Below are 14014 nucleotides of genomic sequence, written 5' to 3' on the forward strand. Positions count from 1 at the left end.
GGGGTGTTTGCCCCATAGGTAGCCATCTGTCGCTCCTGTGACGCTGGGCGCATGCCCGAAGCGCCCGATCCGAAGGACGAGCAGGACACCCCCGAGCCCGAACCCGAACCCGAGGCCGGACTCGAAGAGGGCTGGGTCGACGCATGAGGAGAAAGGCAGAACCCCCGATGCCAACCACCAGAAGGCGGCCGTGGCCGCGCGTGTTAGCGGCCGCGGCCGTAGCGGCACTGGCCTCGGGCCTGCTGACCCCGGCGACGGCCCTCGCCGCGCCCGACGAGGGCGACACCGGCGTCGTCACGCTCCCCGGCGCCGCCGGCGGCGCATGGAACCTCACCCTGATCACCGGCGACACCGTCCACCTCGCCAGGGACGGAGACGGGCGCTACACCGCGACCCCCGAGGCCGTCCGCCGCCCCGACGGTCACATCCCGCTGTTCCGCAGCGAGGCCGGACCGGAGGGGATCTTCGTGATCCCGGACGACGCCCAGCCCGCCCTCGACGCGGGCCTCCTGGACCTCAAACTGTTCGACGTCCGCTACCTGGCCGAGAACGGCTACGCCGACGGCACGGCCGACCGCCTGCCGCTGATCGTCCAATACCAGGGCGCCCGGAAGAGCGCCGCCCGCGCCCTGCCCGACAGCACCGCCATCCGGTCCCTGCCGAGCATCCACGGCGCCGCGCTCACGGTCGACAAAGCGAAGGCGGACGACTTCTGGGCCACCCTGCGCGACTCGGCCAACGGCAGGACGAAGCTCGCCGGCGGCGTCGGCAAGGTCTGGCTGGACGCCAAGGTCAAGGCGGACCTGGCCGAGAGCGTGCCGCTGATCGGCGCCCCCGAGGCATGGAAGGCCGGCTTCGACGGCTCCGGCACGACGGTCGCCGTGCTGGACAGCGGCGTCGACACCACCCACCCCGACCTGGCCGGCCGGATCGCCGACAGCCGCAGCTTCGTCGAGGGCCAGGAGATGACCGACCACCACGGCCACGGCACCCACGTCGCCGCGACCGTGGGGGGCTCGGGCGCGGGCTCGGACGGCACACGCAAGGGCGTCGCCCCCGGCGCCAGGCTCGTCATCGGCAAGGTGCTGGACGACTCCGGCTCGGGCGACGCCTCCGACATCATCGCCGGCATGGAGTGGGCCGCCACCGAGGAGAAGGCGAAGATCATCTCGATGAGCCTCGGCGGCAACCCCACCGACGGCACCGACCCGCTGTCCCAGTCCGTCAACGACCTGAGCGCCTCGACGGGCGCGCTGTTCGTCATCGCCGCGGGCAACAGCGGCCCCGGCAAGGAGACGATCGGCACACCCGGCGCCGCCGCCTCCGCGCTGACGGTCGCCGCCACCGACAAGTCCGACCGGCTCGCGGACTTCTCCAGCCGCGGGCCCAGGGCCGTGGACGGCGCGCTCAAGCCGGACATAACCGCCCCGGGCGTGGGCATCGTCGCCGCCCGCGCCGCCGGAACCTCACTGGGCAGCCCGGTCGACGCCCTCCACACCAGCCTGAACGGCACCTCGATGGCGACCCCGCACGTCGCGGGCGCGGCCGCGCTACTGGCCCAGGAACATCCCTCCTGGGACGGCCAGCGGCTCAAGGCGGCGCTGATGTCGACCGCCAAGGACACTGGATACTCCGCCTACGAGCAGGGCGCCGGCCGCGTCGACGTGGCCAGGGCCGTCTCCCAGCCCGTCGTCTCCACCACACCGAACCTGGACTACGGCGTCATCCCCGTAGACGTGAACGACACGGTGGACAAGACCGTCACCTACGCCAACGACGGCGCCGCCGAGGTGACGCTGACCCTAGCCGCCACCCTGGGCGAGGCCAAGGACGCGCTGACGTTCAGCACCCCGTCGATCACCGTCCCGGCGGGCGGCACCGCGTCCGTCACCGTCACCCTGCGCCCGGACGGCCTGCCCAAGGGCGGCTACACCGGCGCCGTGGTCGCCACAGGCCCGTCCGGTACACACGTCACGACCCCGGTGGGGCTGCGCCGAGGGCCCAAGAAGGTACCGCTGACCGTGCACCTCATCGACAGGTACGGCAACCCGGCCTCGCCGACGGTGACCTGGGTGGCCGCGAGCGCGGTCGACGTCCCCGACACCTACGGCATCAGCTCCGGCGACTTCGTCAGCGACGGCGTCTACCGCTACATGGTCGAGGCGGGCACCTACAGCGTCCAGGCCGGCGTCCAGCACAACACGATCGACAGCGGGCCTGGCCCGGTCGCCCTCCTGTTCAACCCCGAGGTGAGCGTGCCCGAGGGGGGAGCCGAGATCACCCTCGACGCGCGCGAAGCCGTGCTGCTGAGCGTCAAGACGCCCAAGCCGATCGACTGGCGGCACGCCAGAGGCACCGTCTCCTTCGTGCGCACGGCCTGGGACGGCACCCCGCTGACGACCGGCCACATGGGCGCCATCGGCATGAACGACTGGTACATCAGCCCCACCAAGAAGGTCACCAAGGGGAAGCTCCTGTACTCGATACAGGCCACGGCCGCCAACCCGCAACTGGCCGTGCGCGCCGTGTCCCCCCGGAAGTACGCGATCGACGCCAGAACCTATGAGTACTTCGACCGCGGGCTGAGCTTCGACCTGGGCTGGGACATGCCGTTCCCGGCCGGCACCCACCGCTACGACCTCGCCTATGTCGGCGGCGGCGCGAACCCGCAGGGCGACCTGCGCGGCAAGCTCGCGCTGATGACGATCGACCCCGATGACACCTGCCTCATCGAACTCGAGCGTCTCCAGGCGCTGAAGGCCGCGGGCGCCGCCGGGGTCGTGCTCTTCGCCAACCGCGTGTACCCCGGCTGCTCGATCCCCACCTGGCCCGGCGGGGACGAAAAGCCGGCACTGCCGGTGATCCAGATCTTCAAGACCGTCGGCGACCAGCTCCGCGCCCAGCTCACGAACGGCCCGGTCACACTGGAGGTCACCAACAACCCGATCGTCGACTACACCTACCAGCTCCAGGAGTACGAGGACGGCCGGGTCCCCGACCCCGTCTACCGCTTCACCAACGACCGCCTGCGGACCGTGGACACCGCGTACCACACGCCGATGAGCCTCGACGACCAGATGGAGATCTGGCACAGCCGCAAGCCGCTGGAGCGGGTCACGTTCGCGACGGCGTTCCACTTCGCCGCCCCCTCCAGGCGGATCGAGTACTTCAGCCTGTCCTCGGCGGACACGCTGCGGCAGGGGAGCGTCAGCGGCACCGACGGAAAGACCTGGGAACTGGACACGACGATCGAGAAGCCCGGCAAGGAGACCAGGCGCTGGGGCACCGGCCCGGCCACCCCGGGCGCCATGGTGATCCCGGAGATCCCCGACGTCGAGAACAAGGTGTTGTGCGCCATGTGCCGGCGCGGCGACACGTTCCTGCCCGCCTACACCTTCGTAACCGGCGACGGGCGGCTGGCCATGCCCGGCGGCAGCGTCAACACCAACGCGAAGCTGTTCAAGGACGGCAAGGAGATCCCACGCGTCGCCGGCGCCGCGTTCCCGATGTTCACACTGACCAAGGAGGAGGGCGTCTACCGGCTCGAACAGAGCGGCTCGGGCTCCGTCAACGCCTGGACCTTCCACTCCAGGGCCCGCGACGAGGACACCGTCCCGCCCACGACCGACTGCCACCCGACCATGGGCTCGTCCGGTTCGTGCAACCCGCAGCCGCTCGTGTTCGCCGGCTACGACCTGGGTGACACCCAGGCCCTGGACACCTCCGTACGGGCCGGTGGCCGGCACACGTTCCAGATCGACGTGACCCACTCCCCGTCGGCCGAGCGGATGCCGCCCGTCGCGGGGCTGAAGCTGGCCTACAGCACCGACGATGGCCAGACCTGGAAGAACGCCAAGGTCCGCCGGGTACGTACCGGCGTCTACACCACCACACTCACCTACCCCGCCCTCGCGGATACGAAGGGCGCCGTCACCCTCAAGGCCGAAGCCTGGGACACCGAAGGCAACAAGGTCGAACAGACCACCACCCGCGCCTTCCCCTTGCGCTGACGGGAGCCACCGGGTCGGCTGATCAGGCAGACTCGGTTCCTGGTAGCCACTGGTGAGTGAGCACTCTCGTCCGCCGGACCGATGGTGGAGTCCTGGGGTCAGACCGTGCCCTCACCGGTGGCCAGGAGCCTTGGCGCCCGGGCGCTCGCGGAGTTCGGCGACGCGAAAGACCGTTACGCCGGCGCCAAGGCCCGCTTGACATTCCACATCCAGGGATGTCCGACCCGACGCCGCACAGACCGCGCCCCTGAAAAGCGGGCACCGGACACATCGAGAACACCGACGGGAACCGACCGTGGATTCCAGGAACTCCAGGCCGCCCCGGACCCGGAAGACCCCTCAGGGCCTGCGGCCACGGAAGGTACGGCGCAGATCACCCACCCAGGCCTCCGGGTTCTCCCACGGAATGAAATGACCCCCACGATCATGGGCGCTGACGTTGACATGGTTGAACCAACCCGCCTGCGGACCCCCCAGGAACGCCCGCACCCGCTCATCGGCGCCACGCACACCGGGCGGATTCTCATACGTCACCAACGTCACACCCACCGGAGCCTGCACGACCGGGACACGGTCATGAGCCGGAACCCACGGATAGCGGTTGGCATTGGCGTAGTACCGCATCGACGTGGCGATGGAATTGTTCACCCAGTAGATCGTGGCATGCGTCAGCAGATCATCCCTCGTGAAGACCGACTCGACGTCACCACCGTTGTCACTCCAGGCGTTCCAGCGCTCCAGCAGCCAGGCCAGCAACCCCGCGGGGGAGTCACTCAGCCCATGCGCCAACGTCGCACCATCGAGCATGTGCACCGCCAGATGAGACGCCGAACGCCGATCCAGCTCCACGATCCGGGCACGCACCTCGGCGGGCTGATCCTCGGTGAGAGGCCGATTCCGCGCGAAATCCCACGCACGGGGACCCGTGAAGAAATCGAGCGGCAACCCCGACCCGATATGAACCCCGTACAGCTCATCGGCGTACTTGTGACCCAGCTGACTGGAGACGATCCCGCCGATGTCACACCCCCCGGCACCGTACCTCTCATACCCCAGAACCTCCGTCATCAGGACATGCCACAGATCGGCGACCTTCCAGAAGTTCACCTCCGGGAAACCGGTCAGCGGCCCCGGGAAACCGAAACCCGGCAGGGACGGCACGATCACATCGAACGCATCGGCCGGATCACCACCGAACGCCCCCGGATCGGCCAGCGGACCGATCACCTTCGACCAGTGCCAGAACGTCCACGGCCACCCATGGGTGAGGATCAACGGAATCGGGCGAGGACCACGGCCGGCCTTGCGCATGAAATGCACCGGAACACCCGCCACACTCACCTCATAATGCTCATGAGCGTTGATCGCCGCCTCGGCCACACGCCAGTCATAGCCGTCCCGCCAGTAGGCGACCAGCTCACGAAGATAACCATCCGGAACACCGTAGAACCAGTCCTCATTACCCTCATCCACCGGTGGACGCCGCAACACCAGACGAGCCCGCAGATCATCGAGGACCTCACCGGGCACACGGATCGAAACGGGCTCCAACGGGAACGCATGCGAGACGGTCACGGAGCGGCTCCTTCTGAACAGGGAACGAAACGGGGGAGAAGCGGTGCCCCCGAACAGGGCCGAAGCGATCTCACCGCCCCGCCGGCCGACCGGCGGAACCACGGCACCGACCACGGCCGACACCACCGGAACCCGCCGGCCGCACGAGCCGGCCAGGACCGCCCCGGACGATCAGACAACCGGCGCACCCCCTCCGCCACGACCCGGCCACCCCGGCACCGGCCCGGACACCCAACGACTCCGACACGATAGAACAACCCCCGCACCCACCCCCGAACCGGCACCCCCGGATCCCCGCCCCCGAAACCCCCACCCGGCCACCCCGGCACCGGCCGAAAACCGGGGGAGCGCGGCACAACACCCTGGGTCACACCGGCGCGAGTCCCCGACCGGCCAGGGGAGGGGAGGACCGGCCCCCACCACCCTCACCCCGCCCCGCCGCTACGGCTCCCGCCGCTCCCCACCCTCACCCGTCAGCCGCTCCAGCACCCCGTACGCCGGATTACCCCGCGCCGCCCGCCGCACCTCCCGCGCCGTGGAAGCCACATACGCCTGACCCGTCACGATCGAGGCATGCCCCAGCAACTCCATCAGCTCATGCGCCGAAGCCCCCCGCTCAGCCAGCCGCGTGGCGAACTCATGCCGCAACGCGTGCACCAGCGTCCCCCGCTGAACCCGATCATGCACCCCCGCATACCGGTAACACTGCCGCACCAGATACTGCAGCCCACCCCGCCGCAACGCCTCACCCCGGTTGTCCACCAGCAACGGCGCCGACCGGGGGAGCGCAGCCAGCCCGAAACGCCGCATCCTGCTCTCCAGATACCGCTCGACCAGCACCTCCACCGGCGCCTCGACCGGCAGCGAACGCGTCCGCCCGCCCTTGCCCACCACCTGCACCCGCCGATCCCCGGCCGAACCACCCACCGACCCCAGCGTCAACCCCAAAAGCTCCGCCGACCGCATCCCCGTCACCAACGCCAGCGCCAGCACCACCAGATCCCGCTCCACCCACGGATCCCGCGCCTTACGCGCCCCCGCGGCGATCCGCTCCAGCAGCAACCCCGACGCCTCCCCGTCACCCAGCAACGGCTTGGGCGCCTTGGCCGGCTGCCGAGGCCGGGGGACCGCCGCCATCGGATTGCCCTCCAGGAGCCCCTCCGCCACACAGAACGTCAGAAACTGGTTCCAGGCGCTCCAGGCCCGGTTGACGCTCGCCGCCGACCGCGGCCCGGCGAACCCGGCGAACGCCGTCCGTACCAGCCGCCCCGACAGACCGCCCACCGCGAGCTCACCCGGCGCGCACCCCGCCTGAGCGGCCGCCAGCACCGTCACCGCCCGCAGATCCCGGGCGTACCCGGCGATCGTGTGCGCCGACAGCTTCTTGACCCGCAACGAGAACAGGAACTCCTCGGCCGCCCCGGTCACGCTCATCGGCCCACCGGCCTCACCCGCGCCCATCACGCACCTCCCACCCGCCGACAGGGGACCACCCACAAGTGATGCATAAGTGCGATTATGCATCAAAAACCTCGGCAACCACGACCGACACCCCGGAAGACCCCGCCACCGGCACCCGCCGCCGACCCGCCGGCACGGCCCGCACCCGCACCGCCCGGCCACCGGCACCCGCCCGCCCGTGGCGTACGGCGGACACGAACCCGCCACAGACCCCGGAAGCCCACAGGAAGACACCGACGGACACCGGCAGATGCGGCACCCGGCCACCGCGGCGACGGCCACGGGAAGAACCCGGTGCACCCCGGCCGCCGCACCGGACGGACACGACCGATGCGTCCCGGCCGCCACCGCACCGCACCTCATCGGCCGGGACGATCTTGCAGGGCGCGGCGCCGGGCCCACCCGGGCTCACGGGCCCGGCGGCACGACCCCGGGTGATCGCCGCTCGCGTCCCGGCCGCGCCGTGGCCGTCGCAGGCCGCTGCGGCGTACGGGACGCCTGCACGCCCGTCCGGCCTTCCCCGCACACTCTCAAAACGGACAATAAATGTCATACCAGACAGAAGCTGAATTCTGTTTGGTATAGATTCGACCATTCTGACCCTATTCCTTAGCTCGCGATCACCCATGATCGCCGCGACACGGGCCCCGTACGGCGTCCACACCGGGCCGCCCCCGGCGTTTCAGTCCACGCCGGGGCCGAAGCCGCGCGGCATGGCCTCGAGCACGGAGTCGAAGCGGGCCCGCGGCTCGGAAGGCCGCCGGGCCCGGGTGGCCTCGGCCGGCGAAGGGGTCTGGGCGGGGTCCACACCGCGGTGCCGTCCCCTCTCCCCCGGGGCCGCGGCGTCGCCCGCCGCGGCCCCAGGGGAGGCGGGCGGAGGGCACGGCGGCACGCCGGGCGTCGCGGCTCCCCCGGAATTGTCGGTGGCGGGTCCTACCATGAGCGGTCTCACCGAAGGGATGCCCGCTGATGCTGGATTCGCTGGTCGTGCCGCTGCTGGTCACCACCGATCTGCCGCCGGAGGCGGACCTGGCGGAGTTCGGCCGGGTGGTGGCCGACGCCGTGCGGGTGCTTCCGCATGGCGAGGGGTCCTGTGCGGGTTTCCTGCGTGGCGGGGTGTTCTGGCTGGACGCGCCGCGGGCGGCGGGCGGTGAGGGGGGTGGCGTCGTCTCGCCGATGGAGGGTGAGCTGCGGTTCGCGGCGTTGCTCGGTCACCTGTGCGCCGCGGGGGCGCCGATGTCGGCCAGGGGTGTTGCCGGCGCCGCCCGGGTGGTGATCGCCGAGGCGGTGGCCGCCCGTTACGGTGAGCTGGGGAGCCCGGCGGCGGTGATGGCGATCAGGTCGCAGGACGTACGGGAGCGGACCCCGGAGTCGGCGGTCGTCGTCGTCACCTCCGGCGCCGATGCCCGGCTGGTGGCGGCGGCTCGCTCCCGCGTCGTGTGACCCGGGGTCCGGGAACGGGCCGCGCGGGATGTCTCCGTGGGCCGGGGGCGGCGCGGGGGGATGTCAGGTGAGGGAGTCGACGAATCGCCGGGCGTCGGCGTCGTTCATGCCGGTCTCTCCCCTGACGAGGAGAACGGCCTGCTCGGTGTGGCCGGTGGCTTTGAGGTGGCGGGCGCGGCCGGCGAGGTCGGCGGCGGGCTGCGGGGCCGTGGTGTGGCCGGGCGCGGCGGTGTGGCCGGGGTGCGGGAAGGCGGGGTACGGCGGGCGGCCGGCGGCGAGGTCGTCGGTGTAGCGTTTGGCGTCGGCCAGGCCGAGGCCGGTCTGCTCCCGGACGAGTTTGACGGCCTGGATGGTCTTGCCGGCGGTGATCAGGCCGGTGGCCTGGCGGTGCAGTTCGGCGGGGTCGAGCCGCGGCCGGGGCGCGGCGGAGCCCCGGGAGCCGCGGGTGGCCAGGCGGATCACTCCGAGGAGGAAGAGGGCCGCCACGGCGAGCAGTACGGCGAGCAGTACGGCGAGGACGAGAAGTTCGGTGGGTCCGATGTTTCCCATGGCGTGATCGTACGTCCGGGTGCGGGGCCGCAGGCGGGGTGCGGCCGGGCGCCTCTCCCCCGTTTCGGAGGCCTGCCGCCGCGGGGGAAGCGGTCCTTCCTCCCCGGTCAGGGAGTAGTCGTCGGTGATCATCTGATTGCCGTCCGCCCCGCCCGCCGTCCGGGCGCATCCGTGAGGGCACGACCGGCGGGCCGGGAGGCGCAAGAGCCTTAAGGGGATGCCCGGCGGCCGTCGTCGCCGCCCGGTACGGTCAGAGGTGATCACGGGAAGGGGTGCCTGCGAAGACCATGCGGCCAGCGGAGCTGAATCGTCTCACCGTCCAGGAGTCGGCCGACCGGTATGTGGAGCTGGTCCGGGCCAAGACGTCGACGGGCGCGCTGTCACCGGCGACGGCGGAGGTGTACGCGCGCGACGTCGCCACGTTCGTGCGCCTGGCCGGTGAGGAGGTGGTGCTGGACGACCTGACGGGCGAGGACCTCGACGCGGTGCTGCTGGCCTTCGCCCGCAAACCCGACGGGCGGCGCGCCGAGCCGGACGGCAGGCTGCAGTCGGCCTCCTCCCAGGCGCGGTTCCGCCGGTCGGTGTCGGCGTTCTTCAAACACGCCGCGCTGGCGGGGTGGGTGCAGGTCGACCCGATGACGTCCTCGACGGTGACGGCCCGGGAACGCGGCGGGCTCGCGGCGCAGCGGCGGGCGCTGACGCGTGAGCAGGCCCAGGGGCTGGTCGGCGCGGCCCGGCTGCTGGGCGCACCCGGCGGGCAGGCCGCCGAGCCGTCCACCGGTCCGGGCGGGCGGCGGGTCCGGCGCGACCAGCGCACCGAGCTGCGCGACGCGCTGATCGTGCTGCTTTTGACCGCGGTGGGGCCGCGGGTGTCGGAGCTGGTACGCGCCAACGTGGAGGACTTCTACACCAACGACGGCGTGCGGTACTGGCGGATCTTCGGCAAGGGCGGCCGGACGCGGGACGTGCCGCTGCCCGATGATGTGGCCCGGACGCTGGAGGGGTATCTGGCGCACGGCCGGCCCGCGACGCAGGAGAAGGCGCTGCTGCTGTCGTGGCGGGGGCGGCGGCTGGCGCGGGGCGACGTGCAGGCGGTGATCGACCGGGTGCAGCGGTGGGTGGAAGACGACCGGCGCCGGTCGGTGACGCCGCACGGGCTGCGCCACACCACCGCCACGCATCTTCTGGCCGACGCGGTGGACATGGACGCGGTACGGCGGGTGCTGGGTCACAGTGACCTGGCGACGCTGGGCCGCTACCGCGATGAGCTGCCCGGGGAGCTGGAGGTGGCGATGCGTTCCCATCCGCTGCTGCGCCCGCCCGGCCGTGGTGGCGCGGGGTCCTCCCCCGCCGCGGCTCCCCCGTCTCCGGCGGCCGGGCCCCCGGAGGGTCCCGTCAGTGTGGCGGAACAGGATCGGCGGCCCCTTTAGGGTTTTCCGGAGCCGGTCCGGTCCGGTGTGGGCGGCGCTGCGGCGGCGGTGCCCGGTGGGCTGCCGCCGGTGGGCAGGCGGCCGGGTGGCGTCCGGCCGCGTCACAGGCCCAGGGCGGCCCGGGTCAGTGCCCGGCAGCGGGCCGGGTCGGTGAGCACCTCGGCCGAGCCGGTGAGCTGGTCGACCGATCCACCGGGCGGCAGCGCCCGCACCCGTGGATCGGTGATCGCGGTGGTGAGCGTCTCGGCGAGCCCTTCGGCCTCCCGCTGCGGTGAGGACCGCCCGGCCGCCGTCGCGGTACCGGTTCCGGCGGCGGCCGTCGTACTGGGGGGCGGTGCGGCGGGTGAGCGTTCACGCAGGGCGGTCACCCGCCGCCAGGCCCGCTGCAGATGCGCCTGGCGCAGGGACGGGTCTGCGGCGGCCAGCGCCGCCGCCAGGGCGTCGGCGGTCTCGGCCGAGCCGGGCAGCCGGGCGAACGCGCCGCTCAGCCACCTGTCGTACGGGGGCCAGCGCCGCCGCGTCAGCAGCGCCAGGCGCATCAGGTCGCGGGCCAGGCCGGCGGTGAGCGTCGCCGCTCCCAGCTCGTCGCCGACCTCGGCGCAGCGGGCGGCGTGGCCGTAGCCGGCGGCCAGGCGCCGCCACTGGGCGGCCAGCACGTAGCGCTCCACGTCGGGCGGATATCGGCGCAGCGCCTGCCGGGCGCGTTCCAGCAGGCCGGCGTCGTCGTGGAAGACCTCTCCGCCGCAGGTTCCGGCCAGCCGCTGCCAGGGGGTGGCCAGCCAGTCCAGCACACCGGCCGGCTCCAGCGGGTCGAAGCCGAGCCGGGCCTCAAGCCATGCCCTGGTTTCGCTGACCTCCACCCCGCCGGCGCCGAAGGTGACGGGGCGCCCGGCGTGGCGGGGCGGCAGGGTGCGCCGCAGCAGGGCGCGCACCGGTCCGGCCTGGCCGGGGGCGGTGAGCACCAGCAGACGGACTCCGCACCGCGGGCCGGCGGAGGCGGCGGTGTCGAAGGACAGGACCTCCGAGCCCTCCCCCAGCAGGGCCGCGGCGTGCGGCACGCCCGCCAGTGCGGGACCGGCGGCCTGCTCGTAGAAGCCGCGGGAAAGCCGCAACCCGGGAACGAAATCGAACATCATTTCGTCTACTCTGCCTGTTCGCGGCACCGTCCGCACCGGGTTTTCCCCGCCCCCGCCCCCGCCGCCGCCGTCCCGTCGTTCACGCGATGAGAGCTGAGGCGGCCACCGGGCGGCGCCGCAGGCCGAGCCGCTCATAGATGCCGATGGCGACCGGGTTGTCGCTGTCGACCATCAGCGCGGCGCGGCCGCAGCCGGCGGCCAGCTCCTCCAGGACGAACCGGCACACCCGTTCGGCGTGGCCGCGGCTGCGGTGCGCCGGGGCGGTGGCCACACCGGCGACGAAACCCACCTGCGGGCAGGACCAGGCGTCCGCGGCGGTGGCGATCAGACGTCCCCGCTCGTCCCGCAGGCCGGCCCAGCGGCGGACACCGGCGACACCTGGTCTGGCCCACGCCGACGGTGAGGCCTCATCCAGCAGCGCGGTGACCTCGCCGTCGGCGTCGCCCAGCCACCGCACCGGGCCGTCACCGGCTTTCTCACCGGAGGCGGGCAGGGGCGGCCGGTCGGTGTCCATCCACTCGAAACCCACCGGCTCCACCCCCAGCGGGCCCGCCAGCTCATCCATCAGCGGCCGCTCCCCCAGCAGCCGCCACGATGGCCCCAGCCGCGGCGCCAGCGACCGTACCAGGGAGGCGACCTGCGGCGCCGGGCCCCGCACCGCCATCCGGTCGCGCCGGTTGAGGTCCGGGCACGCCACCGCCAGCGCCCGGCCCCACGTCCAGGCCCGCACCCCCGCCCGTACGCCCTGCGCCGCCCACAGCAGCAGCGCGTCGGAGCCGCAGGCGGCCAGGACGTCGGCGGGGCGGGTCAGCTCGGTGGCGCCACCGGTCTGCCCGGCGGCGGCGCCGGTGAAGGTCACAGGATCGCGCCGGGCCGGTAGGCGGCGGCGTGCGGATACCGGGCGGTGATCTCCTCGATGCGGGTGACGACGGCGCCGGTCTGCCCGGCGGCGGCGCCGGTGAACGCGATCCGCTCCGACAGCAGCCGCCGCAGCTGCGGCGCGTCCAGCGGGAAACGCTCGTCGGCGCCGAGGCGTTCCAGCAGTTCGTTGGCGCCGCCCCGCTCACGCATGGCCAGCGCCGAGGCCACCGCGTGCTCCTTGATGACCTCATGGGCGCTCTCGCGGCCCATCCCGGCCCGCACCGCCGCCATCAGCATCCTCGTCGTCGCCAGGAACGGCAGGTAGCGGTCCAGCTCGGCGGCGATGACCGCCTCGAACGCGCCGAACTCGCCCAGCACCGTCAGCATCGTCTCGGCCAGGCCGTCGAACGCGAAGAACGCGTCCGGCAGCGCGACCCTGCGCACCACCGAGCAGGAGACGTCGCCCTCGTTCCACTGGTCGCCGGCCAGCTCGGCCGCCATGGAGGCGTAGCCGCGCAGGACGACGGTCAGGCCGTTGACGCGTTCGCAGGAGCGGGTGTTCATCTTGTGCGGCATCGCCGAGGAGCCCACCTGTCCCGGTGCGAAGCCCTCGGTGACCAGCTCGTGGCCGGCCATCAGCCGGATCGTCTTGGCCAGCGACGACGGTGCGGCGGCCAGCTGCACCAGCGCGGTCAGCACCTCGTAGTCCAGGGACCGCGGATACACCTGCCCCACGCTTGAGAAGCGGCGGGAGAATCCCAGGTGGGAGGCGACGGCGTCCTCCAGGTCCGCCAGCTTCTCCTCATCGCCGCCCAGAAGGTCCAGCATGTCCTGGGCGGTGCCGACCGGGCCCTTGACGCCCCGCAGCGGGTAGCGGGCGATCAGTTCCTCCAGCCGGTCGAACGCCACCAGCAGCTCCTCGGCCGCCGAGGCGAACCTCTTGCCCAGCGTGGTGGCCTGCGCCGCGACGTTGTGGGAGCGGCCCGCCATCACCGTCGTCTCGTGTTCGGCCGCCCGCGCCGCCAGCGCCGCCAGCAGCGCCACGCAGCGGTCCCGCATCAGGACCAGGCTGTCGCGGATCTGCAGCTGCTCGACGTTCTCGGTCAGGTCCCGGGACGTCATGCCCTTGTGGACGTGCTCGTGCCCGGCCAGGGCGTTGAACTCCTCGATGCGGGCCTTGACGTCGTGGCGGGTCAGGCGTTCGCGGGCGGCGATGGAGTCCAGGTCCACCCGCTCGGCGACCTTCTCGTAGTCGGCCACGACGCCGGGCGGCACCGCGACGCCCAGGCGGGCCTGCGCCGACAGCACCGCCAGCCACAGGCGCCGTTCGGCCACCACCTTGTACTCGGGGGACCACAGCCGCACCAGCTGCGGCGAGGCGTAACGGGCGGCCAGGACATCGGGAATGGGCGGCTTCACAGTCACGGTGCCTCAGTGTATTGGCCCCCGCCGCGCCGCCTGGCGGCTCCCCCGCCTCAACTCCGGTAGGAGTCAGCCGGCGATGTCGGGCGGCTCCGCGCTGTGGGGAGACCTGCGCGTCGAGTTCCGC

9 protein-coding genes are annotated in these 14014 nt (G+C 72.6%); 3 read left to right on the forward strand and 6 right to left on the reverse strand.

The annotated features are described in order from the left end of the window. Window positions 1-200: 200 nt before the first annotated feature. Complete coding sequence (locus tag AB0D67_RS20980; protein WP_362937965.1) at window positions 201-4010, forward strand: S8 family serine peptidase; 3810 nt, start codon at window positions 201-203, stop codon at window positions 4008-4010. 339 nt (window positions 4011-4349) lie between these two features. Here the strand turns inward: AB0D67_RS20980 and AB0D67_RS20985 are convergent, their stop codons facing one another. Continuing rightward, window positions 4350-5585: an epoxide hydrolase gene (locus AB0D67_RS20985; RefSeq protein WP_362937968.1), complete on the reverse strand. Its 1236-nt coding sequence runs from the start codon at window positions 5583-5585 to the stop codon at window positions 4350-4352. A gap of 441 nt (window positions 5586-6026) precedes the next feature. Beyond that, window positions 6027-7046 (reverse strand): tyrosine-type recombinase/integrase, encoded by a 1020-nt coding sequence (locus AB0D67_RS20990; protein WP_362937971.1) that lies wholly within the window; start codon window positions 7044-7046, stop codon window positions 6027-6029. Window positions 7047-8015: 969 nt separating this feature from the next. On the opposite strand from AB0D67_RS20990, the gene AB0D67_RS20995 reads away from it, so the two are divergent. Further along, window positions 8016-8489, forward strand: coding sequence for a hypothetical protein (locus AB0D67_RS20995; RefSeq protein ID WP_362937974.1), 474 nt, complete (start codon window positions 8016-8018; stop codon window positions 8487-8489). A gap of 63 nt (window positions 8490-8552) precedes the next feature. Here AB0D67_RS20995 and AB0D67_RS21000 read toward each other — a convergent pair whose 3' ends face one another. After that, window positions 8553-9038 carry a hypothetical protein gene (locus AB0D67_RS21000; protein WP_362937977.1) on the reverse strand — a complete coding sequence of 162 codons (486 nt, stop codon included), beginning with the start codon at window positions 9036-9038 and terminating at the stop codon, window positions 8553-8555. Window positions 9039-9325: 287 nt separating this feature from the next. Between AB0D67_RS21000 and AB0D67_RS21005 the strand changes: the two genes are divergently transcribed. After that, complete coding sequence (locus tag AB0D67_RS21005; protein ID WP_362937980.1) at window positions 9326-10468, forward strand: tyrosine-type recombinase/integrase; 1143 nt, start codon at window positions 9326-9328, stop codon at window positions 10466-10468. 101 nt (window positions 10469-10569) lie between these two features. Here the strand turns inward: AB0D67_RS21005 and AB0D67_RS21010 are convergent, their stop codons facing one another. The 3 genes from AB0D67_RS21010 to purB form a co-directional block, all read right to left on the reverse strand. Further along, window positions 10570-11604 (reverse strand): DUF4037 domain-containing protein, encoded by a 1035-nt coding sequence (locus tag AB0D67_RS21010; RefSeq protein ID WP_362937983.1) that lies wholly within the window; start codon window positions 11602-11604, stop codon window positions 10570-10572. 79 nt (window positions 11605-11683) lie between these two features. Next, window positions 11684-12463: a GNAT family N-acetyltransferase gene (locus AB0D67_RS21015; protein WP_362937985.1), complete on the reverse strand. Its 780-nt coding sequence runs from the start codon at window positions 12461-12463 to the stop codon at window positions 11684-11686. After that, on the reverse strand, window positions 12460-13890 hold the full coding sequence (gene purB, locus AB0D67_RS21020) for an adenylosuccinate lyase (RefSeq protein WP_362937987.1): 1431 nt from the start codon (window positions 13888-13890) through the stop codon (window positions 12460-12462). Before purB ends, AB0D67_RS21015 begins: the two co-directional genes overlap by 4 nt. Window positions 13891-14014 lie beyond the last annotated feature (124 nt).

The sequence above is a fragment of the Streptosporangium sp. NPDC048047 genome (assembly GCF_040653115.1).
GTDB lineage: Bacteria > Actinomycetota > Actinomycetes > Streptosporangiales > Streptosporangiaceae > Streptosporangium.

Excerpts from the sequence above, each read along its gene's own strand:
- AB0D67_RS20990 (WP_362937971.1), bottom strand. The coding sequence starts at position 7,046 with ATGGGCGCGGGTGAGGCCGGTGGGCCGATGAGCGTGACCGGGGCGGCC.
- AB0D67_RS20995 (WP_362937974.1), top strand. The coding sequence starts at position 8,016 with ATGCTGGATTCGCTGGTCGTGCCGCTGCTGGTCACCACCGATCTGCCG.
- AB0D67_RS21000 (WP_362937977.1), bottom strand. The coding sequence starts at position 9,038 with ATGGGAAACATCGGACCCACCGAACTTCTCGTCCTCGCCGTACTGCTC.
- AB0D67_RS21005 (WP_362937980.1), top strand. The coding sequence starts at position 9,326 with ATGCGGCCAGCGGAGCTGAATCGTCTCACCGTCCAGGAGTCGGCCGAC.
- AB0D67_RS21010 (WP_362937983.1), bottom strand. The coding sequence starts at position 11,604 with ATGATGTTCGATTTCGTTCCCGGGTTGCGGCTTTCCCGCGGCTTCTAC.